This window comes from Bifidobacterium gallicum DSM 20093 = LMG 11596, from assembly GCF_000741205.1.
In the GTDB taxonomy this organism is placed as follows: Bacteria; Actinomycetota; Actinomycetes; order Actinomycetales; family Bifidobacteriaceae; genus Bifidobacterium; species Bifidobacterium gallicum.
In genome coordinates this window covers 265,242-287,404 of record NZ_JGYW01000002.1, presented here as the reverse complement: position 1 = coordinate 287,404, position 22,163 = coordinate 265,242, and the positions used below count along the sequence as shown (strand labels likewise).

Below are 22,163 nucleotides of genomic sequence, written 5' to 3'. Positions count from 1 at the left end.
GGCATACAAAATTCAGCAGCACCCCGTTTCATCGAGGAGGATTGAATGGCAGAGGCAAACAAGGACGAGAAAGTCGCACCGATGGCACCGGCGCCAACCAAAGAAGACAAGGTCGCCGCAGCCCAGGCTGAAGTCGACGCACTCGTGACCAAGGGCCTTGCGGCGCTTAAGGAATTTGAAAAGCTTGACCAGGAAATGGTCGACAACATCGTGGCCAAGGCTTCGGTTGCCGCGCTGAACAAGCATCTCGTGCTCGCCAAGATGGCTGTTGACGAAACGGGCCGTGGTCTCGTGGAAGACAAGGCCACGAAGAACATCTTCGCCTGCGAACATGTGACGAACTACATGGCCGGTCAGAAGACCGTCGGCATCATCCGCGAAGACGACGTGCTCGGCATTGACGAAATCGCTGAACCTGTCGGCGTTGTCGCGGGCGTGACGCCGGTGACGAACCCGACTTCGACGGCCATCTTCAAGTCGCTGCTCGCGTTGAAGACGCGCTGCCCAATCATCTTCGGCTTCCACCCGTTCGCCCAGAAGTGCTCGGCCGAGGCCGCACGCATCGTGCGCGACGCCGCTATTGAAGCCGGCGCTCCTGAGAACTGTATCCAGTGGATCGAGCATCCGTCGATTGAGGCCACGGGCGCTTTGATGGAGCATGATGGCATCGCCACGATCCTGGCCACGGGTGGCCCGGGCATGGTTAAGGCCGCATACTCCTCGGGCAAGCCGGCCCTCGGCGTGGGCGCAGGCAACGCTCCGGCCTACATCGACAAGGATGTGGACATCCAGCGTGCCGCCAACGACTTGATTCTGTCGAAGCACTTCGATTACGGCATGATCTGCGCCACTGAGCAGGCCATCATCGCCCACAAGGATATTTACGAGCCGCTCGTCAAGGAACTCAAGCGCCGCAAGGCTTACTTCGTGAACAAGGAAGAGAAGGCGCTGCTCGAGCAGTACATGTTCGGCTGCACGGCCTACTCGGGTGGCACGCCGAAGCTCAACTCGGTGGTGCCGGGCAAGTCCCCGCAATACATCGCCAAGGCCGCTGGCTTCGAGATTCCTGAGGACGCCACAATTCTGGCCGCCGAGTGCGCTGAAGTCGGCGAAATGGAACCGTTGACGATGGAGAAGCTCGCCCCGGTGCAGGCTGTGCTCAAGTTCAACGACCAGGAGCAGGGCTTCGAGATGTGCGAGGAAATGCTCAAGCATGGCGCTGGCCACACGGCCGCGATTCACACGAACAACGAGGACCTCGTGCGTGAATACGGCCTGCGCATGCACGCGTGCCGTATCATTTGGAACTCCCCGAGCTCGCTGGGCGGCATTGGTGATATCTACAATGCCATCGCCCCCTCGCTGACGCTGGGCTGCGGCTCGTACGGCGGCAACTCCGTGTCCGGCAACGTTCAGGCTGTGAACCTGCTCAACATCAAGCGCATCGCCCGGAGGAACAACAACATGCAGTGGTTCAAGATCCCGTCGAAGACCTATTTCGAGCCCAACGCCATCAAGTACCTGCGCGACATGTATGGCATTGAGCGCGCTGTGATCGTGTGCGACAAGGTCATGGAACAGCTTGGCGTGGTCGACAAGGTCATCGACCAGCTGCGTGCCCGTTCGAACCGTGTCACGTTCCGTATTGTCGATTACGTTGAGCCCGAGCCGAGCGTGGAGACCGTGGAACGCGGCGCCGCGATGATGCGTGAAGAGTTCCAGCCCGACACGATCATCGCTGTGGGTGGTGGCTCGCCGATGGATGCGGCCAAGATCATGTGGCTGCTCTACGAGCACCCGGAAATCTCGTTCGCCGATGTGCGTGAGAAGTTCTTCGACATCCGCAAGCGCGCATTCAAGATCCCGCCGCTGGGCGAGAAGGCCAAGCTCGTGTGCATCCCGACCTCGTCGGGTACGGGTTCCGAAGTCACGCCGTTCGCCGTCATCACCGACCACAAGACGGGCTACAAGTACCCGATCACCGATTACGCATTGACGCCGTCAGTTGCGATCGTCGATCCTGTGCTGGCTCGCACGCAGCCGCGCCGCCTGGCGTCGGATGCCGGTTTCGATGCGCTGACGCACACGTTCGAAGCCTATGTGTCGGTGTATGCGAACGACTTCACGGATGCCATGGCGTTGCATGGCGCCGAGCTGATCTGGAACAACCTGGCCGAATCGGTCAACAGCGAGCCCGGTGAAGCCAAGAAGACGGCGCAGGAGCACATGCACAACGCGGCAACGATGGCCGGCATGGCCTTCGGTTCCTCGTTCCTCGGCATGTGCCACGCGATGGCGCACACGATTGGCGCACTGTGCCACGTGGCCCACGGCCGCACGAACTCGATCCTGCTGCCGTACGTGATCCGCTACAACGGCCAGGTGCCGATGGAGCCGACCTCGTGGCCGAAGTACAGCAAGTACATCGCTTCCGAGCGTTACGCGAACCTCGCCAAGGTGCTTGGCGTCAAGCAGGGCAAGACGCCTGAGGAGACGACCGAGAACCTGGCCAAGGCCGTTGAGGACTACCGCGACAACAAGCTTGGCATGAACAAGTCGTTCCAGGAATGCGGCGTGGACGAGGACTACTTCTGGAGCGTGCTCGACCAGATCGGCATGCGCGCCTACGAAGACCAGTGCGCACCGGCCAATCCTCGCATCCCGCAAATCGAGGATATGAAGGACATCGCGATTGCCGCTTACTACGGCGTCTCCCAGGAGGAAGGTCACAAGCTGCGCGTGGAACGCGAAGGCCTGGCCGCCACCGAGGAGGCTTCGCAGCGCATCTGATGATGTGCGCTGGCGTGCAACCGCCTCATGCGCACTGTTCAAACTACTGTTGAATCACTGTTGACCAGTGCGCTTCCTAGGGGCCCGGCTGCTTCAAGCAGCCGGACCCCTTTTTGTGTATGTGCGAAGCAATGAGGTGCATTCTTGTTGTCGTGAAAACCTATTGCGCAGCCAGTCTCTGCCGTCTTCAATCGCGTGCAGCACACGTTCAGGACGTTATATGGAGATTTCGTGCATACGCCTAGGCATATGCAATGACATGCGCTAGATTGGATAACGGTTGAAATGTTGAGTTTCAACTGATTTTCCAACTGTGCCGGATGTGCGGACCTGTGAAGGTTGCTGCCGGCTACGGCATCGGATGCCTCACCGTCTGATGCCGGCGGATGGAACACGCATCCTCCAAGGGCTTGTTGCCTTACCTGTCGTGAGTCCATCCATTCCTGGCCGGCTACGCAAGTAGCCGGCTTTCCTTTTGGAGTCTGTGGCCATTACGGGCAAGCTGTTGGAGCGCGACACGCCCGGATTACGTATGACCACCCCAAATGGTTGAATAAGACAGTTGCCTGATTTGAGGCTCGCAAATTGGAATTGAAAAAGCGAGCGCAACATGATTGGACCCGCAGCACGCGGGTCTTTGCATGGGTGCGCACTGATGTGGAAACCGCGGGTGGTTTATGCCCTGACGCGGTTGGCCGCCGGTGCCCTTGAAGCAGGTTGGTAAACAGTAAATAGAAATCGCTAGAAAGGGCGGAAGGCAATGGCGGGACAGAAAATCCGCATCAGGCTTAAGTCCTATGACCATGAGGTCATCGACCAATCGGCGAAGAAGATCGTCGAAACGGTGACGAACGCGGGCGCAACTGTGGTTGGCCCGGTTCCGCTCCCGACGGAGAAGAACGTGTATGTTGTCATCCGTTCTCCTCACAAGTACAAGGATTCTCGCGAGCATTTCGAGATGCGCACTCATAAGCGCCTCATCGACATTGTGGACCCGACCCCGAAGGCCGTGGACTCCCTGATGCATATTGATCTGCCCGCAGATGTCAACATCGAGATCAAGCTCTGAGGGAGGAGGGAACCGCAATGCAGCAGAAAGCAAATCGCACCGCGCTGTTGGGCAAGAAGCTCGGCATGTCGCAGGTCTGGGATGAGAACGGTTTCTTCATTCCTGTGACCCTGATTGATGTCTCCACCAACGTCGTGACGGCTGTCAAGACCGAGGAGACCGACGGCTACAACGCCGTCCAGCTTGGCTACGGCCAGGCCGATCCGACGAAGATCACCAAGCCGATGGCTGGTCACTTCGCCAAGGCTGGCGTGACTCCGCGTCGTCACCTCGCCGAGGTGCGCACCGAGAACGTCGCAGAGTTCGAGCCGGGTCAGGAACTGACCGCTGAACTCTTCCCTGAAGGCGTGCAGGTCGACGTGACCGGCACCACCAAGGGCAAGGGCTTCGCCGGCACCATCAAGCGTTGGGGCTTCAAGTCCTATCGTCGTACGCACGGTTCGCACAAGAACGAACGTCGTCCAGGTTCTGTTGGCGCATGCGCCACGCCGAGCCGCATCCTCAAGGGCAAGCGTATGGCTGGCCGCATGGGTCACGACACCAACACCGTGCTGAACCTGACCATCATGTCGTCGGATGTCGAAAACGGCATCATCGCCGTCAAGGGCGCCATTCCTGGTCCTAAGGGTGGCATCGTCCTCGTCCGTTCGGCAGTGAAGGGAGCCTGATTTAGATGGCAAACGTAACTCTGAACGTCACTGATAACCAGGGCAACGCCACTGGCACGATCGAGGCTCCGGCTGAGGTCTTCGGCTTCACTGCTGAAGAAGTTCATGCCCACGTGCCGCTGATCCACCAGGTCGTCAACGCCCAGCTCGCCGCCCGTCGCCAGGGCACCCACGCCACCAAGACCCGTGGCATGGTTTCCGGCGGTGGCCGCAAGCCTTGGAAGCAGAAGGGCACCGGCCGTGCTCGTCAGGGCTCGATCCGCGCTCCTCAGTGGTACCACGGTGGCACGGTCTTCGGACCGCAGCCGCGTGACTACAGCCAGCGCACGCCCAAGAAGATGAAGGCCGCAGCTCTGCGCTACGTCCTGTCTGATCGCGCCAACAACGGTCGTGTGGCAGTGGTCGACTTCGGTATCACCGAGCCGTCCACGAAGAAGGCCCTGGCCGCTCTGAACCCGATCACCGAAAACAAGTTCACCACCGTGGTGCTCTCTCGCGACAATATCAACGAATGGCTGTCCGTTCGCAACATCCCGACTGTGCACCCGATTTTCGCTGATCAGCTCAACACGTACGACGTGGTCACCGCTCAGTACGTGGTCTTCTCCAAGGAAGGTTACGAAGCTTTCCTTGAGGCCAAGGTCGAGCCGGCAGTTAAGGAGGCCTGATTTCCATGGTCGCAATTCACAAGCCCGCATACGACATCATTCTCAAGCCTGTCGTCTCTGAGAAGAGCTATGCACTCTCCGATCGTGGCCAGTACACGTTCGTGGTGGCCCCCGATGCCAACAAGGTGCAGATCAAGCAGGCAATTGAGGAGATCTTCAAGGTCAAGGTGACGAACGTCAACACCCTCAACCGCAAGGGCAAGCGCCAGCGCACCCGCAACGGTTACGGCCAGCGCAACAATGAGAAGCGCGCAATCGTGACTGTGGCAGAGGGTCAGTCGATCGACATCTTCGGTAACTGAAGGTTAGCCGAGAAAAGTTAAAGGAAGAACTAGATTATGGCTATCCGCGTTTATAAGCCGACGACTGCAGGCCGCCGTAACGCGTCTGTCTCGGACTTCTCCGAGCTGACCCGTTCCACGCCTGAGAAGTCGCTGGTACGCAAGCTCAGCAAAACTGGCGGCCGCAACAGCTATGGCCGCATGACCTCCCGCCATCGTGGCGGCGGTCACAAGCGTCAGTACCGTCTCATCGATTTCCGTCGTTGGGACAAGGATGGCGTGCCCGCAACCGTGGCTCAGATCGAGTACGATCCGAACCGCTCCGCTCGCATCGCCCTCCTGCACTACGCAGATGGTGAGAAGCGCTACATCATCGCCCCGGAGGGCGTGAAGCAGGGCGACACCATCGAAACGGGTCCGAACGCCGACATCAAGCCCGGCAACAACCTGCCGCTGCGCAACATCCCGACCGGTACCATCGTGCACGCCATCGAGCTGCGCCCCCTGGGTGGCGCCAAGATCGCGCGTTCCGCCGGTGCCGCCGTGCAGCTCGTCGCCAAGGATGGCATGTACGCCCAGCTGCGTATGCCGTCCGGCGAAATCCGCAACGTGGACGCTCGCTGCCGCGCCACCGTTGGTGAGGTCGGCAACTCCGATCACGCCAACATCATGCTCGGCAAGGCCGGTCGTGCACGTTGGATGGGCAAGCGCCCGATCACCCGTGGTGAGTCCATGAACCCTGTCGATCACCCGCATGGCGGTCGTACCCGCGGTGGCAAGCCGCCGGTCAGCCCGTGGGGCAAGGGCGAGGTTCGTACTCGTCGTCCGAAGAAGGCTTCGAACAAGATGATTGTTCGTCGTCGTCCTAATGGCAAGAACCGCAAGTAAGGGAGTGTCGGTCAGATGACTCGTAGCATCAAGAAGGGCCCCTTCGTCGACGCCCACCTGCAGAAGAAAGTCGACGAGCAAAATGAGAAGGGCACGCACAACGTCATCAAGACGTGGTCGCGTCGTTCGATGATCACCCCTGATTTCATCGGACATACCTTCGCCGTCCACGATGGCCGCAAGCATGTCCCGGTGTTCGTCACCGAGGCCATGGTTGGCCACAAGCTTGGTGAGTTCGCCCCCACGAAGACCTTCAAGGGTCACGTGAAGGACGACAAGAAGTCGCGCCGCTAAAGGAGAGTAAAGACACATGGAAGCAAAGGCAATCGCTCGTCACGTCCGCGTGACGCCGCGCAAGGCTCGCCGCATGGTCAACCTCATCCGAGGCAAGAAGGCGACCGAAGCCATCACCATTCTCAAGTTCGCACCTCAGGCCGCCTCTGAGCCCGTGCTCAAGGTCCTGCAGAGCGCAATCGCCAACGCACGCTTCAAGGCCGACAAGGCCGGCGAGGCGTTCCGCGAGAACGACCTGGTCATCAAGGAGACCTATGTGGACGAAGGCGTAACGCTCAAGCGTTTCCGCGCTCGTGCACAGGGCCGCGCTGGACGCATCAACAAGCGTACGGCGCACATCACGGTCGTCGTCGCGAATAAGGAAGGAGACCGCTAAAGATGGGTCAGAAGATTAATCCCTTCGGCTATCGCCTGGGCATCACTGAGGACCATCGTTCCAAGTGGTTCTCCGACTCCAACAAGCCGGGTGAGCGTTACCGCGACTTCGTGCTTGAGGACGACAAGATCCGCAAGGCCATGAGCAAGGATCTCGAGCGTGCGGGCGTGTCCCGCATCATCATCGAACGCACCCGCGATCGCGTCCGCGTGGACATCCACACGGCTCGTCCGGGCATCGTCATCGGTCGCCGCGGCGCCGAGGCCGAGCGCGTTCGCGCCAAGCTCGAGAAGCTCACGGGCAAGCAGGTTCAGCTCAACATCTATGAGGTGAAGAACCCTGCACTCGACGCCCAGCTCGTCGCTCAGGGCATCGCCGAGCAGCTTACGAACCGCGTGACGTTCCGTCGCGCCATGCGTAAGGCTCAGCAGGATGCCATGCGCGCCGGTGCCAAGGGTATCCGTATCAAGCTCTCCGGCCGCCTTGGTGGCGCCGAAATGAGCCGTTCCGAGTTCTATCGTGAGGGTCGCGTCCCGCTGCAGACCCTGCGCGCTCTGATTGATTATGGCTTCTTCGAGGCCAAGACCACCTACGGCCGCATTGGCGTCAAGGTGTGGATCTACAAGGGCGACATGACGGAACGTGAGTTCGAAGAGCAGCAGGCCCAGCAGAACAACAACCGCCAGGGCCGTCGCGGTGACCGCCGCCAGCGTCGTGGTGGCAACCGTGGTGCTCAGCGTCAGCAGAACAACGCAGCAACCGAGGCTCCAGCAGCCGAGGCCGCCGCCGCGCCTGCCGCAACGGAAACGAAGGAGTGAGCCCAAGATGCTTATCCCAAAGAGGACCAAATATCGTAAGCAGCACCGTCCGGACCGCCACGGCATGTCCAAGGGTGGCAACCAGATCGCTTTCGGCGATTTCGGTATCCAGGCCCTGGCACCTGCTTATGTGACCAACCGGCAGATCGAGGCTGCTCGTATCGCCATGACGCGTTACATCAAGCGTGGTGGTCGTGTGTGGATCACGATCTTCCCTGACCGCCCGCTGACCAAGCACCCGCTCGGCGCCCGAATGGGTTCCGGTAAGGGCGCACCGGAGTTCTGGATTGCCAATATCCACCCCGGTCGTGTGATGTTCGAAATCGGTGGCGTTTCTGAGGAAGTCGCTCGCGAGGCTCTGCGCCGCGCAATCGACAAGCTCCCGATGAAGTGCCGTGTTATTGCTCGTGAAGGCGGTGACATCTGATGTCAGTCGGAACTGCAGAGTATTCCATCAAGAATCTGAACGAGAAGACCAACGCGGAAATCGAGGACTTCCTCAAGAAGTCGAAGGAAGAGCTGTTCAACCTGCGCTTCCAGCACGCGACCGGTCAGCTCGAGAACACCGCACGCATCAAGGCGGTCAAGCGTGACATCGCCAGGATGTACACTGTTCTGCGCGAGCGCGAGCTTGGCATCAGCCAGGCTCCGGAGGCGACCGAATCGAAGGCTGAGGAGAAGTAATGGCTGAAGAGCGTAATTTCCGCAAGGTTCGCCGCGGTTATGTCGTGTCCGACAAGATGGACAAGACGATCTCGGTTGAGCTCGAGCAGCGTTCGACCCACCCGCTGTATGGCAAGGTCGTTCGTTCCACTCGCACGGTCAAGGTTCATGACGAACACAATGATGCCCACGTTGGCGACCTCGTGAGTATCATGGAGACTCGTCCACTGAGCAAGACCAAGCGTTGGCGTCTCGATACGATTATCGAGCGCGCTAAGTAATAACAGTTCGGCAAGGCTTCCCACACACCGACCCGGTCATTTTGGCTGGGCCGGGTGTGTGGGGAGAACCAGCTCGGCTAAGGAGAATCAATGATTCAGCAGGAAACGCGGCTTCATGTCGCCGACAACACGGGTGCGAAGGAACTCCTCGCCATCCGCGTGCTCGGCGGATCGAAGCGACGCTATGCCGGCATCGGCGACGTGATTGTCGCCTCCGTCAAGGATGCAATCCCTGGCGGGTCGGTCAAGAAGGGCGACGTCGTCAAGGCTGTCGTCGTCCGTACTGTCAAGGAGCACCGTCGCACTGATGGTTCCTACATCAAGTTCGACGAGAACGCCGCTGTGATTCTCGGCTCCGGCCGTGAACCCAAGGGCACTCGTATTTTCGGACCCGTCGGCCGTGAATTGCGCGACAAGCGCTTCATGCGCATCGTGTCCCTCGCTCCGGAGGTGATCTGAGTGGTAGCAAAGATCAAGAGCGGAGATATGGTCCGCGTCATCCGCGGCAAGGACCGTGGCAAGGATGGCAAGGTGCTTCGCGTGCTCAAGAATGATCGTCTGATCGTTGAGGGCGTGCAGATCGTCAAGAAGCACGTGCGCGCCACCCAGCAGGGTCAGCAGTCCGGCATCGTGGCCACTGAGGCTCCGATCCATCGTTCCAACGTGATGCTTCTCGACCCTGAGACCAACGAACCAACGCGTGTTGGCGTCATCGTTAAGCAAGAGGCTCGTGACGGCAAGGTCAAGACCGTGCGCGTGCGCGTGGCCAAGAAGTCCGGAAAGGAGCTGGCATGAGCGACACCACAGTCGAAGCACCTCAGACTCCTCGCCTGAAGACCCAGTACAACGAGGTCATCGTCCCGGAGCTCGAGAAGAAGTTCCATCACGACAACCCGATGATGATCCCCCGTGTGGAGAAGGTCGTTGTCTCCATGGGCGTTGGCGCCGCTGCCCGCGACTCCAAGCTCATTGAAGGCGCTGTGCGCGACCTGACCGCCATCACCGGCCAGAAGCCGAAGATCACGAAGGCCAAGAAGTCCGTCGCTCAGTTCCATCTGCGCGAAGGCCAGGCCATCGGTTGCTTCGTCACGCTTCGCGGTGACCGCATGTGGGAATTCCTCGATCGTCTGCTGACGCTGGCTCTGCCGCGTATCCGCGATTTCCGCGGTATCAACGGCCACCAGTTCGACGGTCAGGGCAACTACAACTTCGGTCTGACTGAGCAGTCCATGTTCCACGAGATCGATCCGGATTCCATCGACCACCAGCGTGGTATGGACATCAGCGTGGTGACCAGCACCAAGAATGATGAGGAAGCTTACGCGCTGCTCAAGGCCCTTGGCTTCCCGTTCAAGGAGAACTGAAAATGGCAAAAACTTGTCTTAAGGTGAAGGCTGCCCGCAAGCCAAAGTTCAAGGTGCGCGCCTACACGCGTTGCCAGGTTTGCGGCCGTCCCCACTCCGTCTATCGCAAGTTCGGCCTGTGCCGCATCTGCCTGCGCAACAAGGCTCATGCAGGCGAACTGCCCGGCGTCACTAAGTCCAGTTGGTAAATTGAACCGCTGAAGGTCCGCGGCTTAAGGTGCGAGAGACCCGACATTTCGGGAATCTCGCACCAATGGGCGGCGGAAACCACGGCGAGAAAGGGCGTTAGCCCAAAATGACTATGACAGATCCAATCGCAGATATGCTTACGCGTCTGCGTAACGCGAGCGCGGCAAAGCACGAAACCGTGGACATGCCGTACTCGAAGTTCAAGAAGAACATCGCTGAGATCCTCAAGCGTGAAGGCTACATCGAAGACTTCACCGCCAAGGAAGCCCGCGTCGGCCAGACTCTTGAGATCACGCTCAAGTATGGCAACCATGGTGAGCGTGCAATCCAGGGCATCAAGCGCATCTCGAAGCCGGGCCTGCGTCGCTACGCAAAGTCCGATGCTCTGCCGATGCCGCTCGGTGGTCTCGGTATCGCTATCATCTCGACGAGCTCGGGATTGTTGACTCAGAAGGAATGCCTCGACCGAGGCATTGGTGGCGAAATCGTCGCCTTCGTGTGGTGAGAAAGGAGAGCTGAAGAACTATGGCATCGCATATCGGTAAGCTCCCTGTCGCCATTCCGGCAGGCGTGGAAGTCACTATCAACGGTCAGGATTTCTCGGTGAAGGGCCCCAAGGGCTCTGACTCCTATGTGATTCCTCAGGGCATCACGGCCCAGGTCGAGAACAACGAAGTTGTGCTCGTTCCTGAAAACGATGAGCGTCCGACGCGTGCAAAGCACGGTCTGGCTCGCGCCATCGTGGCTTCGATGATCAAGGGTGTGCACGAGGGTTACTCGAAGCAGCTCGAGATTGTCGGCACCGGTTACCGTGCCCAGATGAAGGGCAAGGGCATCGAGTTCTCGCTCGGTTACTCGCACACCATCACGGTTGAGCCCCCGGAGGGCATCACGTTCGAGGTCCCGAACCCGAACACCGTGATCGTCAAGGGCACCGACAAGCAGGCCGTCGGCCAGGCTGCTGCAAACATCCGCAAGCTTCGTGCTCCGGAACCCTACAAGGGCAAGGGCATCAAGTACTCTGATGAGCGCATCCTCCGCAAGGCTGGAAAGGCTGGTAAGTGATCATGAGCGTTAAGATTTTCGGCAAGGGCAAGAAGGTCGCTCTCAAGCGCCGTCACGCCCGTATCCGCAAGCACATCAACGGCACCCCTGAGATGCCGCGTCTGGTGGTCACCCGTTCCAACCGTCACATGGTTGCCCAGATTGTCGACGACACGAAGGGCATCACGCTCGTCTCCGAGTCCACGCTGATGAACGACTTTGGTGACTTCAAGGGCACCAAGACTGAGGCTGCCCACAAGGTCGGCGAAATGATCGCCAAGAAGGCGCTCGAAGCCGGCATCACCACGGTCGTGTTTGATCGTGGCGGCAACATGTACCATGGTCGCGTCGCAGCTGTCGCTGAAGGCGCCCGCGAGGGAGGTCTGGCACTGTGAGCGACAACGAAAAGGAAACCCAAGTGGCTGAAGAAACTGAGAACACTCAGGCAACCGCGCAGGCCGGCAACGACGACCGCAAGAGCCGTCGTGGTCAGCGTGGCGAAGGCCGTCGTGGCCGCAACCGCGATCGTCGCGAAGAAAACCGCGACGAGATGCTCGACCGCGTGGTGACCATCAACCGTGTGTCCAAGACGCACAAGGGTGGTCGTACGTTCAGCTTCGCAGCTCTCGTCGTTGTTGGTGACGGCAATGGCACCGTTGGTGTTGGCTACGGCAAGTCCCGTGAGGTCCCTGCAGCTATCGCCAAGGGCCAGCTCGACGCCAAGAAGCACATGTTCACCGTGCCGCGCATCCGTGGCACCGTGACCCACCCGGTCACCGGCCATGACCACGCAGGTACCGTCCTGCTGCGTCCGGCCGCTCCCGGTACGGGCGTTATCGCCGGCGGCGCAGTGCGCGCCGTCATGGAATGCGCCGGCATCACCGACGTCCTGACGAAGTCCATGGGCTCCGCCACGGCTGTCAACGTGGTGCGTGCTACCGTCGACGCCTTGAAGCAGCTCGAAGCTCCTGAAGAGATCGCTGCCCGTCGTGGCATGACCGTCCAGGAAGTCACTCCGGACGCTCTGCTGCGTGCTCGCGCCAAGGGCATCGCCGAGGCTGCCAAGGCCCGTGAAGAGGCCGCCGCCAAGGCTGCCGCTAAGGATGGTGAGTGATAAATGGCAAAGCTCAAGATCACGCTCGTCCACGGTGTTTGCGGTGCCAACCCCAAGCAGCGTGCGACGGTGCAGACTCTCGCCCTTCGTAAGATCGGCCAGAGCACGATCCGTGAAGACAATTCGCAGACCCGCGGCCTGATTCAGGTCGTGCGTCACCTGGTCACCGTTGAGGAGGCAGACTGATTATGGCTACTGAAGAAGAGACCACAATCCTGCAGATGCATGACCTCCGTCCGGCTCCGGGTGCGAACAAGGACCGCATCCGCGTCGGCCGTGGTGAAGGCTCCAAGGGTAAGACCTCGGGCCGTGGCGACAAGGGCACCAAGAAGCGTTACCAGGTTCGTCCTGGCTTCGAAGGTGGCCAGCTGCCGCTGTACATGCGCCTGCCGAAGCTGCGTGGCTTCAAGAGCCCGTTCAAGAAGGTGTATCAGGTGGTCAACATCGCAACTCTCGCGGAACTGTTCCCGCAGGGTGGCGAGATCACCGTTGCCGACCTCGTGGCCAAGGGCGCTGTGCGTGCCAACCAGCCCGTCAAGGTGCTGGGTGACGGCGAGACGACGGTTGCTTTCACCATCAAGGGTGTGAAGGCTTCCGCTTCCGCCAAGGCCAAGATCGAAGCCGCTGGCGGCTCCGTCTCTGAGGACTGAAGGCTCCCGCCCGTCTTCCAGCCTGATCGCTGATCCGGCATCACTGTGGTGAGTCGGCATCAGCAACGCTGTAAGACGAGCATGCATGCACGATCCCGTTCGGATGTTCATCCGGGCGGGATCGTTGCTATGTGCCTACATCCCTATATTTCAGCTTCAAATCCCGGCATATCCCGGCTCCATATCCCGGCATAACCCGGCTTCTATCCCACTGCGGCCCGCTTGCAATATCGTTCTAGACTGCTCTGACCGCTCTGACCGCGACCGCTCTGACCGCTCTAAGATCTCGCTGTATCGTTGCGGACCGCTTTCACTCCCGCTTCACACTGCTTTCCATCGTTGCTATCGCGCTTTATCGCGCTTGCTATCGCGCAGCAGCCGCTCCCAATACCGCTTTACGCCCCCGAATACCATGCAATCAGCATCATCGATGGGGCGAATTATGTGCATTTTGTTCATATATGGGGGGGATTGGCTCCACAACGCTAGCCAACGTATGGGCTGTGGGATAAACTCAAGCGCTAGAGTGTGATTTCACGTGTGCGAGTACACACATGCTAATTGGAGGGAACTCAAGGTGAGGACGTTAATCCAGGCCTTTCGGACCAAGGAGTTGAGGAACAAGATCCTCTTCGTGCTTGGCATCATCATTATTTACCGCATCGGCTCATTCATCCCGACGCCAGGTGTCGACGAGAAAGTTGTGCATGATTGCGTGGCCAACACCACGAACAATGCCGAGAACTTCATCGGACTCGTCAACCTGTTCTCGGGAGGCGCCATGCTGCAGCTTTCGATCTTCGCGCTCGGTGTGATGCCCTATATCACGGCATCCATCGTCGTGCAGCTGCTGCGCGTGGTCATCCCGCGTTTCGAAGCGCTGCACAAGGAAGGCCAGTCAGGCGAGGCCAAGCTCACGCAGTACACGCGTTACTTGACAATCGGTCTGGCTGTGCTGCAGTCCACAACAATCATCGTCACGGCCCGCTCAGGCGCGCTGTTCAACTACCAGTGCTCGCAGGTGATCCCGGACGGCTCCGTTTGGAACCTGATCGTCATGATTCTGATCATGACTGGTGGCACGGGCCTGATCATGTGGATGGCCGAGTTGATCACCGACAAGGGCATCGGCCAGGGCATGTCGATCTTGATCTTCCTGTCCATCTGCTCGGGATTCCTTCCGCAGCTGTGGCAGATCGGTTGGGGCACGAACGGCACCAACGGCGACTGGTTCAAGTTCGGTGTGGTCACCGGCGTGCTGCTCGTCATCATGATCTTCGTCGTCTACGTTGAGCTTTCGCAGCGTCGCATCCCCGTGCAGTACACGCGCCGCATGATCGGCCGCAAGATGTATGGCGGTTCATCCACCTACCTGCCGCTCAAGGTCAACATGTCTGGCGTTATCCCGCCGATCTTCGCTTCGTCGATCCTCGCGATCCCGACGCTTATCGCTCAGTTCGGCAATGCCGAGCAGTCCTGGGTCAAGTGGATCAACAGCAATCTCGCCAACACCACGAGCGTGTGGTACATCGTGCTCTACGCGCTGATGATCGTGTTCTTCTGCTTCTTCTACACGGAGATCACGTTCAACCCCGACGAGACCGCTGACAACATGAAGCAGTACGGCGGCTTCATCCCCGGCATCCGCGCCGGCAACGCCACGGCCCGCTATCTCAAGTACGTGATCAACCGTCTGAACACGGTTGGCGCCGTTTACTTGCTGTTCGTCGCGTTGATCCCGACTGTGCTGATCATGGCGCTCAAGCTCAACACGGCACTGCCGTTCGGCGGCACCACGATCCTGATCATCGCAGGCGTCGGCCTCGATACGCTGCGTCAGGCCAAGGCTCAGACCGAGCAGTATCAGTACGCCGGCTTCCTGTTCGACAACATGGAGCATAAGGAAGGCAAGGCCATCGCCTGACCTCGCCTGAGCTGCAACTTCAGCCAGCAGGTTTGACGGATTATTTCCGCCAACCTGCTGGCTCTTTTCATACCCCCATGCACCGCGTCTCTATAACCCGATACGCCGCATAGGCATATGCGTGCTTCGCATCGCGAACAACGGTGCCGCATTGACAGTATGGTGGGCAGAGGTTGGCGTAGATTGAGCGATGTTGCGACGTACAGAAATCAACATCATCAAGAAAGGACACACCATGCGTCTGCTGATCATGGGACCCCAGGGCGTGGGTAAGGGAACGCAAGCGGCTCTGCTGAGCGAGCACTACGAAATCCCGGCCATCTCCACGGGCGACATTTTCCGTTACAACATCAAGAACCAGACCGAGCTGGGCAAGGAAGCGCTGGCATACACCGACAAGGGCGAGCTGGTTCCCGATGAACTGACGAACAAGATTGTCAAGGACCGTCTGGCCATGGACGACGCGAAGAACGGCTGGATTCTCGACGGATACCCGCGCAACGCTTCCCAGGTGGCCGCGCTCGACGTGATGCTCGAAGAGCTCGGCGTCGAACTCGACGCCGTCGTGGCGCTCGAAGCCGACCGTGACGTGCTGATGGAGCGCATGCAGAAGCGCGCAGCCGAGCAGGGACGTTCGGACGACACGCCTGAAGTCATCGCCAAGCGTCTGGAGACCTACGAGAAGGAAACGGCTCCGCTGCTGAACATCTACCGTGAGCGCGGCCTGCTGCTGGCGTTCGATGGCGTGGGCGACATTGACGAGATCTCGAAGACGATCATCGAGAAGCTCAACGAAAAGCGCGCTGACTGAGCGACGCATACCGCGGATACAAGCCGGTCCCTGCCAAGCATGGCAGGGACCGGCTTGTTATATGGGCAAAACGGGGAGACACCGTTGAATCTGGGGGGAGTGGGGCGGCGTGCGAAGCCCAATGAGTATAGTGAATCAACTAATGCGACACGCCGAAGAGCCATCCATCGATACGGTTGTGTATTCTTGCAAGTTGGTGTGTCTTCGGATACATGCGGTAATCGACCTATGAACGGAATCGAGACTCATGGCAAAAGACGGTGTGATTGAAGTCGAAGGACAGGTAGTGGAAGCGTTGCCGAACGCAATGTTCCGCGTACAGCTTGAGAATAAGCACATCGTGCTTGCCACCATCTCCGGCAAGATGAGGAAGAATTACATCCGCATTCTGCCGCAGGATCGCGTGGTGCTCGAAATGAGCCCATACGACCTGAACCGTGGTCGTATTACGTACCGTTACAAGTAAAGGTACAACAGCAAAGGAAAACCATGAAGGTCAGCCCAAGCGTGAAGAAGATCTGCGAAAATTGTCGCGTGATCCGTCGTCACGGCCGCGTCATGGTGATCTGCACCAACCCTCGCCACAAGCAGCGTCAGGGCTGAGCAGACCTCCAGCGGAGAATAGATAAGGCACTAAGCCACAGACCAAGCCGATTGCGGTGAGGTCTGAACCCCGGGACCGCAGGCCCGGGCCGGTACAACCGGAGGGCTCGGTGCGAAACCTGCGAGAAGCAGAAGGAATTCGCAATGGCACGTCTTGCCGGAGTCGACATCCCCAATGACAAGCGCATCGAGATCGCGCTCACCTACATCTTCGGTGTGGGCCGCACTCGTGCAAAGGAAACCCTTGCCGCTACTGGTATCAATCCCGATACGCGCGTCAAGGATCTGACCGACGAGCAGCTGATCACGCTGCGTGATTACCTCGAGTCGAACTACAAGATCGAGGGCGATCTGCGTCGTGAAATCGATGCGGACATTCGTCGCAAGATTCAGATCAATTGCTACCAGGGCCTGCGTCATCGTAGGGGCCTTCCTGTGCGCGGCCAGCGCACCAAGACCAACGCTCGTACCCGCAAGGGCCCGAAGCGCACGGTCGCCGGAAAGAAGAAGGCCACCAAGTAATTGGTGACGCGTCACGGCCACGCGGATTATGACAGTCCGCATCGCCGCGACATTTCAAATAACCAACTGATTCGTTATTTAGGAAACGAGGGTTCATGGCAGCTCAAAAGCAAGCTGCGCGCAAGCCGCGTCGCCGCGACCGCAAGTCGGTCCCGGTTGGGCAGGCGCACATCAAGTCTACGTTCAACAACACCATCATCTCGATCACTGATCCGTCCGGCGCAGTTGTGTCCTGGGCGTCCGGTGGCGATGTCGGCTTCAAGGGCTCGCGTAAGTCCACGCCGTACGCTGCCGGCATGGCAGCCGAGTCCGCGGCCCGCAAGGCCATGGAACACGGCGTCAAGAAGGTCGATGTGTTTGTGAAGGGCCCGGGTTCCGGTCGTGAAACCGCTATCCGTTCCCTGCAGTCCGCCGGTCTCGAAGTCGGTTCCATCACCGACGTGACACCAGTCGCATTCAACGGCGTTCGTCCTCCAAAGCGTCGCCGCGTCTGAGCACTACAACATTATTCATCCGTCAAAGCCGCTTGAGACCGATGGGTGCACGCATATGTTTTCATTGCAGTGCACCGAGGGTCCGAAGCTGAAAGGATAACCACAGTGCTTATCGCACAGCGTCCGACACTTACCGAGGAATCCATCACCCCACAGCGCTCCCGTTTCGTCATCGAGCCGCTCGAGCCGGGTTTCGGCTACACGCTTGGCAACTCGCTTCGCCGTACTCTGCTCAGCTCGATTCCGGGTGCCGCAGTGACTTCGGTGCGTATCTCCGGCGCCCTGCATGAGTTCACCGCTCTGCCCGGGGTCGAAGAGGACGTCACTGAGATTCTGCTGAACATCAAGGGCATCGTGCTCACCAGCGAATACGACGAGCCCGTGGTCATGTATCTGCGTAAGAGCGGCAAGGGCGAAGCCACCGCCGGGGATATCACCCCGCCGGCCGGCATCACCATCGCCAACCCGGAGATGCACATCGCGTCGCTCGCCGAAGATGGCGAACTGGAAATCGAGTTCACCGTCGAACGCGGCCGCGGTTACGTGCCCGCGCAGATGAATAAGCAGGACAGCGATGAAATCGGCCGCATTCCGGTTGATTCCATCTACTCCCCAGTGCTCAAGGTGAGCTACAAGGTTGAGGCCACGCGTGTGGAACAGCGCACGGACTTCGACAAGCTCATCCTGGATGTAGAGACCAAGCCAGCCATTTCCCCGCGTGATGCTGTGGCATCCGCAGGTTCGACGCTTGTGGAGCTCTTCGGCCTGTGCCGTGAGCTCAACATGCAGGCTGAAGGCGTCGAGGTCGGCCCGGCTCCCGTTGTGGAGGAAACCAACCCCGAACTGGCCGTTCCGATCGAGGACCTGAACCTCACGCAGCGCAGCTACAACTGCCTTAAGCGTGAAGGCATCCACACGGTCGGTGAGCTGGTCGCGCACAACGAGCAGGATCTGCTCGACATCCGTAATTTCGGTATGAAGTCGATTGACGAAGTCAAGGAGAAGCTCCAGTCTTTGGGCCTCTCGTTGAAGGCTTCGCCGCTGGGCTTCGATACCACCAACCTTGAGGGTGGCACGTTCTTCTCGCCTGAAGACGAGTGATCGCCATCCTAATGTGAAGTAGCCGGTAAGGATTCGGATGTTCGGGCAAATGCCCACCCGGATCCTTGACCGACAATCAAGGAGAAACCCATGCCTACACCGAAGAAAGGCCCACGTCTGGCTTCCAGCCCGGCACATGAGCGTCTGATGCTCGCCAACATGGCGACCAGCCTCTTCAAGCACGGCCAAATCTCGACCACGCTGCCGAAGGCCAAGCGCCTGCGTCCGCTGGCCGAGCGTCTGATCACGTTCGCCAAGCGCGGTGATTTGCACTCCCGTCGTCGCGTGATGCGCGTCATCCGCGACAAGTCCGTCGTGCACAAGCTGTTCACCGAGATCGCTGAGCAGATGCAGCAGCGCGAAGGCGGCTACACGCGTATCGTGAAGATCGCCCCTCGCACCGGTGATTCCGCTCCTGCCGCCGTCATCGCGCTCGTGACCGAGCCGGTCAGCCCGAAGAAGGCTGTGGTCAAGGAAGCCGAAGCCGCAACCAAGGTTGCCGCCAAGGACGAAGCTCCTGCCAAGGAAGCTGAAGCCGCCGAGGTCGAGGAGACCAAGGACGCCGAGTGAGACGTTGAGGCCTTGAGGCCTTGAGCATGAGCGTCTGATGTATGCTCTTGCTCAACCATTGGCATCAGCAAGCGGGTCGAACCCTAAACGGTTCGGCCCGCTTTTCGTATATGTGCGTATGTGCGTATGTGCGTATGCGTGTGTGAGTGAGTGCATGAGTGCGTATGTGTTGAGGGTGGAAGTGTGTCGTTTCTGTACCACGGTGGTACATTCGCGATACATATGGGTCGGATCCGTACCATTTCTGTACCACGGTGGTACATTCGCGATACAGATTCGGACTAAAAATGCGCGTGTTTGTACCACGCGGGTACGTTCGCAGTACAAATGGGCGAAAATCCGTATCGTTTCTGTACCACGGTGGTACGTTTGCGATACAAATGGGATGAATCTGTATCGTTTTTGTACCACGGTGGTACGTTCGCGGTACGGATTGGACGGCGTATGTGCGCGTGCATTGGCGTATGGCTTGGTGTGATGTGTCGTATGGCACGGGGCCTGCGAGCACATTGGCCTGTTGAATTGAATCGTTGAGTTGGATGTATCGCGTTGGATCGTTGCCTTAGCTGATTGCGCCAACTTGAAGCGGCTGCACGCATAGGGGTGCGGCCGTCTGGCACGACGGTGTGAAGATTTGTGGGTGATATGGCGATGCCCCCGTCTTGCCCCTCGTCGTACCCCCCGTTATCGGTAATGTCTTTGTTGCTCTTTCGTAACATGACGCGGCTTAGGTGGGACGCAACACTGTGGGTATGCAGGCAACAGCACCAAGGAGAGGCAGTGCAATGACAGACACATCGGCGACCCTGGCAACGGAACTCATTGAACGACGCGAAGCAATCAACCGCGAGTTGAGCCGCAACGGCGTGCGGTTTGGCATCTACAAAGATGGCACGTATGAGGATCGCCTGTTCCCGTTCGATCCGATCCCACGCATCATCCCCTCGAACGAGTTCGATGAGCTCGAACGCGGACTCAAGCAGCGCGTCAACGCGCTCAATGCTTTTTTGCGCGATGTTTATGGTGAGAAGCGCATTGTGGCCGATGGTGTGATTCCGGCCGAATACATTTACACGTCAGAAGGCTATCTGCCGCAAGTCAACGGCGTTACGCCCCCTGGTGGCGTGTATGCGCACATCGCCGGCGAGGATCTCGTGCAAGACCAGGATGGCCACTGGTGGGTGCTCGAAGACAATCTGCGTGTGCCGTCGGGCGCCAGTTACCCGTTGTTCGCGCGCGACATTGAACGCCGGTTGACGCCGCATCTGTTCCGCGACTTGCATTTGCGCGACAACCGTGATTACCCGCGTCTGCTGCGCAAGTCGATGGACTTCGTGTCGGCTGAAGGGCTGAGCGTGATCCTGACTCCGGGCCGCTACAATTCCGCGTTCTTTGAGCACGCTTATTTGGCAGAGAAGACGGGTGCTGTGCTTGCGTTTCCTGAAGATCTCGAAGTCGTCGAGAACAAGCTGTATCTGCGTGATTATGCAGGTAACCGCCATCGTGTAGGTGTGGTCTACCGCCGCCTGTCTGACGAGTATCTCGATCCGTTCGTGTTCAACCCCGATTCGGTCATTGGCGTGCCGGGCTTGCTCAACGCATATCGCGCCGGCAATGTGGCCATTGTCAATGCGCCGGGCAACGGTGTGGCTGATGACAAGGCGATCTACTATTTCGTGCCCAAGATGATTGAGTATTACTTGGGTGAAGAGCCGATTTTGCATAATGCCCCGACTTATCTGCCGATTTATGATGAGGACCGTCAGGTTATTCTCGACCGTTTGGATGAGCTTGTCATCAAGGACGTCGCGGAAGCCGGCGGTTACGGCGTCGTGTTCGGCAGCGCGTTGGACGAGGAGCAGCGCAAGGAACTCGCTGAACGCATTGTGGCCGAGCCGCGCCGGTTTATTGCGCAGGAAGTCATTGATTTCAAAGATATTGACGTTGTCGATCCCGTTACGGGCCAGCATTCGTCACGCAAGTGCGATTTGCGTGCGTTTGTGCTGACCGGCAAGAACACGCACGTGTGGTATTCCGGGTTGACTCGCTACTCGTCGAAGCCCGGCGAGATGATCGTCAACTCGTCTCAGGGCGGCGGTTTCAAAGACACGTGGGTATTGGCTGATGAGCAGTCCGACAAGGCGGTGCGTCCGTTCTCGATTCTCGACGACCGCTCGGCTCCGATCCACGCGCGTTCCGAAGCACTCGTCACGTCTTCAAAGGCCGACAATCTGTATTGGTTGGGCCGCTACACCGAGCGCGCCTACACTACGATTACACAGTTCCTGCCGTTCTACGACCGCGTCATGGACACGGACGTCGAAGCGTTCCGTCCGTTCGCCCAAGCACTCGATCTGCCCGTAGATTTCCAGGATTTTGATGTATTTATCGATTCGTTCCTGTACGACAAGGTAAATCCCAACTCGGTGCTCTCCGCGGTCGTAGCAGCGTTTAACAACGCAGTGATCCTTCGTCCCGAACTGACCTCGCACCTGTTGCAGTTTGTGGAATTGGCCATGAATCGTGTCATGAAGTCGGCTGATTCCCCCGACAACCGCGACGACATTTACACGCATCGCGATGTGACCGACAATCTGCTGGCATTCTGGGGAGGCTTGGAAAACTTGGCCGTGGACCCCACAATCAAGGCGTTCGTGTTCATTGGCAAATATGTGGAGCGTGTGGGTCTCTATACGCGCCTTGGCGTGTCCACGGCCGATTTGCTGCCGCCATTGCGCAAGCTCGGCACGTATGCGTCAATACTGGCTGGCCTTCCCGTGCCCCGCGAGCTCAGTGATGGCGTGACATGGTTGATCGACAAGCTACCTGGTCGCGGATACGGTGACGTCGCTGAAAAAATGCAGCAGGTCTATGACCAGATGGGACCATACATTGTCGCTGAACAAATCAATGGTCTCATGGATGCGGCTGGCGCCCCAATTCGACCTCAATCGCGCGTACTGTGAGTATGGCACGCCAAT

Annotated in this window: 30 protein-coding genes and 1 pseudogene; all 31 read left to right on the top strand. The window is 58.9% G+C overall.

Annotation, left to right across the window (positions count from 1 at the left end; genetic code table 11):
- The first annotated feature begins 45 nt into the window (after positions 1 to 45).
- Positions 46 to 2,790 (top strand): bifunctional acetaldehyde-CoA/alcohol dehydrogenase, encoded by a 2,745-nt coding sequence (gene adhE / locus BGLCM_RS02045; protein WP_006295280.1) that lies wholly within the window; start codon positions 46 to 48, stop codon positions 2,788 to 2,790.
- 760 nt (positions 2,791 to 3,550) lie between these two features.
- A complete protein-coding gene (gene rpsJ / locus BGLCM_RS02040) occupies positions 3,551 to 3,859 on the top strand; it encodes a 30S ribosomal protein S10 (protein ID WP_006295278.1) in 309 nt (102 codons plus the stop codon).
- Positions 3,860 to 3,876: 17 nt separating this feature from the next.
- A complete protein-coding gene (gene rplC, locus BGLCM_RS02035; protein WP_006295277.1) occupies positions 3,877 to 4,527 on the top strand; it encodes a 50S ribosomal protein L3 in 651 nt (216 codons plus the stop codon).
- 5 nt (positions 4,528 to 4,532) lie between these two features.
- Positions 4,533 to 5,195, top strand: coding sequence for a 50S ribosomal protein L4 (rplD, locus tag BGLCM_RS02030; protein ID WP_006295276.1), 663 nt, complete (start codon positions 4,533 to 4,535; stop codon positions 5,193 to 5,195).
- A 5-nt stretch (positions 5,196 to 5,200) separates the two neighbouring features.
- Positions 5,201 to 5,497: a 50S ribosomal protein L23 gene (gene rplW / locus BGLCM_RS02025; protein ID WP_006295275.1), complete on the top strand. Its 297-nt coding sequence runs from the start codon at positions 5,201 to 5,203 to the stop codon at positions 5,495 to 5,497.
- A gap of 36 nt (positions 5,498 to 5,533) precedes the next feature.
- Positions 5,534 to 6,364 carry a 50S ribosomal protein L2 gene (gene rplB, locus BGLCM_RS02020; protein ID WP_006295274.1) on the top strand — a complete coding sequence of 277 codons (831 nt, stop codon included), beginning with the start codon at positions 5,534 to 5,536 and terminating at the stop codon, positions 6,362 to 6,364.
- Between the two features lie 15 nt (positions 6,365 to 6,379).
- Positions 6,380 to 6,658 carry a 30S ribosomal protein S19 gene (rpsS, locus tag BGLCM_RS02015; RefSeq protein ID WP_006295273.1) on the top strand — a complete coding sequence of 93 codons (279 nt, stop codon included), beginning with the start codon at positions 6,380 to 6,382 and terminating at the stop codon, positions 6,656 to 6,658.
- A gap of 16 nt (positions 6,659 to 6,674) precedes the next feature.
- Positions 6,675 to 7,034: a 50S ribosomal protein L22 gene (gene rplV / locus BGLCM_RS02010; RefSeq protein ID WP_006295272.1), complete on the top strand. Its 360-nt coding sequence runs from the start codon at positions 6,675 to 6,677 to the stop codon at positions 7,032 to 7,034.
- A gap of 2 nt (positions 7,035 to 7,036) precedes the next feature.
- Positions 7,037 to 7,852, top strand: coding sequence for a 30S ribosomal protein S3 (rpsC, locus tag BGLCM_RS02005; RefSeq protein ID WP_006295271.1), 816 nt, complete (start codon positions 7,037 to 7,039; stop codon positions 7,850 to 7,852).
- A gap of 7 nt (positions 7,853 to 7,859) precedes the next feature.
- Positions 7,860 to 8,279 carry a 50S ribosomal protein L16 gene (rplP, locus tag BGLCM_RS02000; RefSeq protein ID WP_006295270.1) on the top strand — a complete coding sequence of 140 codons (420 nt, stop codon included), beginning with the start codon at positions 7,860 to 7,862 and terminating at the stop codon, positions 8,277 to 8,279.
- Positions 8,279 to 8,536 carry a 50S ribosomal protein L29 gene (rpmC, locus tag BGLCM_RS01995; RefSeq protein WP_006295269.1) on the top strand — a complete coding sequence of 86 codons (258 nt, stop codon included), beginning with the start codon at positions 8,279 to 8,281 and terminating at the stop codon, positions 8,534 to 8,536. The genes rplP and rpmC overlap by 1 nt, the downstream gene beginning before the upstream one ends.
- On the top strand, positions 8,536 to 8,796 hold the full coding sequence (rpsQ, locus tag BGLCM_RS01990) for a 30S ribosomal protein S17 (protein ID WP_006295268.1): 261 nt from the start codon (positions 8,536 to 8,538) through the stop codon (positions 8,794 to 8,796). The genes rpmC and rpsQ overlap by 1 nt, the downstream gene beginning before the upstream one ends.
- Before the next feature lie 90 nt (positions 8,797 to 8,886).
- Positions 8,887 to 9,255 (top strand): 50S ribosomal protein L14, encoded by a 369-nt coding sequence (gene rplN / locus BGLCM_RS01985; protein WP_006295267.1) that lies wholly within the window; start codon positions 8,887 to 8,889, stop codon positions 9,253 to 9,255.
- The gene (gene rplX, locus BGLCM_RS01980) at positions 9,256 to 9,591 is read left to right on the top strand and encodes a 50S ribosomal protein L24 (RefSeq protein ID WP_006295266.1); all 336 of its coding nucleotides are present in this window, start codon (positions 9,256 to 9,258) and stop codon (positions 9,589 to 9,591) included. It abuts the gene before it with no gap.
- Complete coding sequence (gene rplE, locus BGLCM_RS01975) at positions 9,588 to 10,160, top strand: 50S ribosomal protein L5 (RefSeq protein ID WP_006295265.1); 573 nt, start codon at positions 9,588 to 9,590, stop codon at positions 10,158 to 10,160. Before rplX ends, rplE begins: the two co-directional genes overlap by 4 nt.
- A 2-nt stretch (positions 10,161 to 10,162) precedes the next feature.
- Positions 10,163 to 10,348, top strand: a complete 186-nt coding sequence (locus BGLCM_RS01970) for a type Z 30S ribosomal protein S14 (RefSeq protein ID WP_006295264.1) — start codon at positions 10,163 to 10,165, stop codon at positions 10,346 to 10,348.
- Between the two features lie 107 nt (positions 10,349 to 10,455).
- Entirely contained in the window at positions 10,456 to 10,854 is a 399-nt protein-coding gene (gene rpsH / locus BGLCM_RS01965) for a 30S ribosomal protein S8 (RefSeq protein WP_006295263.1), read from the top strand.
- 20 nt (positions 10,855 to 10,874) lie between these two features.
- Entirely contained in the window at positions 10,875 to 11,414 is a 540-nt protein-coding gene (gene rplF / locus BGLCM_RS01960; RefSeq protein ID WP_006295262.1) for a 50S ribosomal protein L6, read from the top strand.
- Positions 11,415 to 11,416: 2 nt separating this feature from the next.
- A complete protein-coding gene (rplR, locus tag BGLCM_RS01955; protein WP_044084599.1) occupies positions 11,417 to 11,788 on the top strand; it encodes a 50S ribosomal protein L18 in 372 nt (123 codons plus the stop codon).
- Positions 11,785 to 12,507: a 30S ribosomal protein S5 gene (gene rpsE, locus BGLCM_RS01950; protein WP_006295260.1), complete on the top strand. Its 723-nt coding sequence runs from the start codon at positions 11,785 to 11,787 to the stop codon at positions 12,505 to 12,507. The genes rplR and rpsE overlap by 4 nt, the downstream gene beginning before the upstream one ends.
- A 3-nt stretch (positions 12,508 to 12,510) precedes the next feature.
- Positions 12,511 to 12,693, top strand: coding sequence for a 50S ribosomal protein L30 (gene rpmD, locus BGLCM_RS01945; protein WP_006295259.1), 183 nt, complete (start codon positions 12,511 to 12,513; stop codon positions 12,691 to 12,693).
- Positions 12,694 to 12,695: 2 nt separating this feature from the next.
- A complete protein-coding gene (gene rplO / locus BGLCM_RS01940; RefSeq protein ID WP_006295258.1) occupies positions 12,696 to 13,157 on the top strand; it encodes a 50S ribosomal protein L15 in 462 nt (153 codons plus the stop codon).
- 577 nt (positions 13,158 to 13,734) lie between these two features.
- Entirely contained in the window at positions 13,735 to 15,081 is a 1,347-nt protein-coding gene (gene secY / locus BGLCM_RS01935) for a preprotein translocase subunit SecY (RefSeq protein WP_044084505.1), read from the top strand.
- A 235-nt stretch (positions 15,082 to 15,316) separates the two neighbouring features.
- Entirely contained in the window at positions 15,317 to 15,892 is a 576-nt protein-coding gene (locus BGLCM_RS01930; RefSeq protein ID WP_044084596.1) for an adenylate kinase, read from the top strand.
- 247 nt (positions 15,893 to 16,139) lie between these two features.
- Positions 16,140 to 16,358, top strand: a complete 219-nt coding sequence (gene infA / locus BGLCM_RS01925; RefSeq protein ID WP_006295254.1) for a translation initiation factor IF-1 — start codon at positions 16,140 to 16,142, stop codon at positions 16,356 to 16,358.
- A 23-nt stretch (positions 16,359 to 16,381) separates the two neighbouring features.
- Positions 16,382 to 16,495 (top strand): 50S ribosomal protein L36, encoded by a 114-nt coding sequence (rpmJ, locus tag BGLCM_RS01920; RefSeq protein WP_006295253.1) that lies wholly within the window; start codon positions 16,382 to 16,384, stop codon positions 16,493 to 16,495.
- Positions 16,496 to 16,639: 144 nt separating this feature from the next.
- Positions 16,640 to 17,017, top strand: a complete 378-nt coding sequence (rpsM, locus tag BGLCM_RS01915) for a 30S ribosomal protein S13 (protein WP_006295252.1) — start codon at positions 16,640 to 16,642, stop codon at positions 17,015 to 17,017.
- A gap of 95 nt (positions 17,018 to 17,112) precedes the next feature.
- A complete protein-coding gene (rpsK, locus tag BGLCM_RS01910; RefSeq protein WP_006295251.1) occupies positions 17,113 to 17,511 on the top strand; it encodes a 30S ribosomal protein S11 in 399 nt (132 codons plus the stop codon).
- A gap of 105 nt (positions 17,512 to 17,616) precedes the next feature.
- Positions 17,617 to 18,612 carry a DNA-directed RNA polymerase subunit alpha gene (locus tag BGLCM_RS01905; protein ID WP_044084502.1) on the top strand — a complete coding sequence of 332 codons (996 nt, stop codon included), beginning with the start codon at positions 17,617 to 17,619 and terminating at the stop codon, positions 18,610 to 18,612.
- Positions 18,613 to 18,702: 90 nt separating this feature from the next.
- Positions 18,703 to 19,182 carry a 50S ribosomal protein L17 gene (rplQ, locus tag BGLCM_RS01900; protein ID WP_044084500.1) on the top strand — a complete coding sequence of 160 codons (480 nt, stop codon included), beginning with the start codon at positions 18,703 to 18,705 and terminating at the stop codon, positions 19,180 to 19,182.
- 785 nt (positions 19,183 to 19,967) lie between these two features.
- Positions 19,968 to 22,035: pseudogene (locus BGLCM_RS01895) on the top strand (circularly permuted type 2 ATP-grasp protein); the annotation flags it as partial.
- Positions 22,036 to 22,163: the final 128 nt, after the last annotated feature.

What these genes read in the sequence shown, in the direction of transcription:
- adhE (WP_006295280.1), top strand. Translation starts at nt 46, where the DNA reads ATGGCAGAGGCAAACAAGGACGAGAAAGTCGCACCGATGGCACCGGCG.
- rpsJ (WP_006295278.1), top strand. Translation starts at nt 3,551, where the DNA reads ATGGCGGGACAGAAAATCCGCATCAGGCTTAAGTCCTATGACCATGAG.
- rplC (WP_006295277.1), top strand. Translation starts at nt 3,877, where the DNA reads ATGCAGCAGAAAGCAAATCGCACCGCGCTGTTGGGCAAGAAGCTCGGC.
- rplD (WP_006295276.1), top strand. Translation starts at nt 4,533, where the DNA reads ATGGCAAACGTAACTCTGAACGTCACTGATAACCAGGGCAACGCCACT.
- rplW (WP_006295275.1), top strand. Translation starts at nt 5,201, where the DNA reads ATGGTCGCAATTCACAAGCCCGCATACGACATCATTCTCAAGCCTGTC.
- rplB (WP_006295274.1), top strand. Translation starts at nt 5,534, where the DNA reads ATGGCTATCCGCGTTTATAAGCCGACGACTGCAGGCCGCCGTAACGCG.
- rpsS (WP_006295273.1), top strand. Translation starts at nt 6,380, where the DNA reads ATGACTCGTAGCATCAAGAAGGGCCCCTTCGTCGACGCCCACCTGCAG.
- rplV (WP_006295272.1), top strand. Translation starts at nt 6,675, where the DNA reads ATGGAAGCAAAGGCAATCGCTCGTCACGTCCGCGTGACGCCGCGCAAG.
- rpsC (WP_006295271.1), top strand. Translation starts at nt 7,037, where the DNA reads ATGGGTCAGAAGATTAATCCCTTCGGCTATCGCCTGGGCATCACTGAG.
- rplP (WP_006295270.1), top strand. Translation starts at nt 7,860, where the DNA reads ATGCTTATCCCAAAGAGGACCAAATATCGTAAGCAGCACCGTCCGGAC.
- rpmC (WP_006295269.1), top strand. Translation starts at nt 8,279, where the DNA reads ATGTCAGTCGGAACTGCAGAGTATTCCATCAAGAATCTGAACGAGAAG.
- rpsQ (WP_006295268.1), top strand. Translation starts at nt 8,536, where the DNA reads ATGGCTGAAGAGCGTAATTTCCGCAAGGTTCGCCGCGGTTATGTCGTG.
- rplN (WP_006295267.1), top strand. Translation starts at nt 8,887, where the DNA reads ATGATTCAGCAGGAAACGCGGCTTCATGTCGCCGACAACACGGGTGCG.
- rplE (WP_006295265.1), top strand. Translation starts at nt 9,588, where the DNA reads ATGAGCGACACCACAGTCGAAGCACCTCAGACTCCTCGCCTGAAGACC.
- BGLCM_RS01970 (WP_006295264.1), top strand. Translation starts at nt 10,163, where the DNA reads ATGGCAAAAACTTGTCTTAAGGTGAAGGCTGCCCGCAAGCCAAAGTTC.
- rpsH (WP_006295263.1), top strand. Translation starts at nt 10,456, where the DNA reads ATGACTATGACAGATCCAATCGCAGATATGCTTACGCGTCTGCGTAAC.
- rplF (WP_006295262.1), top strand. Translation starts at nt 10,875, where the DNA reads ATGGCATCGCATATCGGTAAGCTCCCTGTCGCCATTCCGGCAGGCGTG.
- rplR (WP_044084599.1), top strand. Translation starts at nt 11,417, where the DNA reads ATGAGCGTTAAGATTTTCGGCAAGGGCAAGAAGGTCGCTCTCAAGCGC.
- rpmD (WP_006295259.1), top strand. Translation starts at nt 12,511, where the DNA reads ATGGCAAAGCTCAAGATCACGCTCGTCCACGGTGTTTGCGGTGCCAAC.
- rplO (WP_006295258.1), top strand. Translation starts at nt 12,696, where the DNA reads ATGGCTACTGAAGAAGAGACCACAATCCTGCAGATGCATGACCTCCGT.
- BGLCM_RS01930 (WP_044084596.1), top strand. Translation starts at nt 15,317, where the DNA reads ATGCGTCTGCTGATCATGGGACCCCAGGGCGTGGGTAAGGGAACGCAA.
- infA (WP_006295254.1), top strand. Translation starts at nt 16,140, where the DNA reads ATGGCAAAAGACGGTGTGATTGAAGTCGAAGGACAGGTAGTGGAAGCG.
- rpmJ (WP_006295253.1), top strand. Translation starts at nt 16,382, where the DNA reads ATGAAGGTCAGCCCAAGCGTGAAGAAGATCTGCGAAAATTGTCGCGTG.
- rpsM (WP_006295252.1), top strand. Translation starts at nt 16,640, where the DNA reads ATGGCACGTCTTGCCGGAGTCGACATCCCCAATGACAAGCGCATCGAG.
- rpsK (WP_006295251.1), top strand. Translation starts at nt 17,113, where the DNA reads ATGGCAGCTCAAAAGCAAGCTGCGCGCAAGCCGCGTCGCCGCGACCGC.
- rplQ (WP_044084500.1), top strand. Translation starts at nt 18,703, where the DNA reads ATGCCTACACCGAAGAAAGGCCCACGTCTGGCTTCCAGCCCGGCACAT.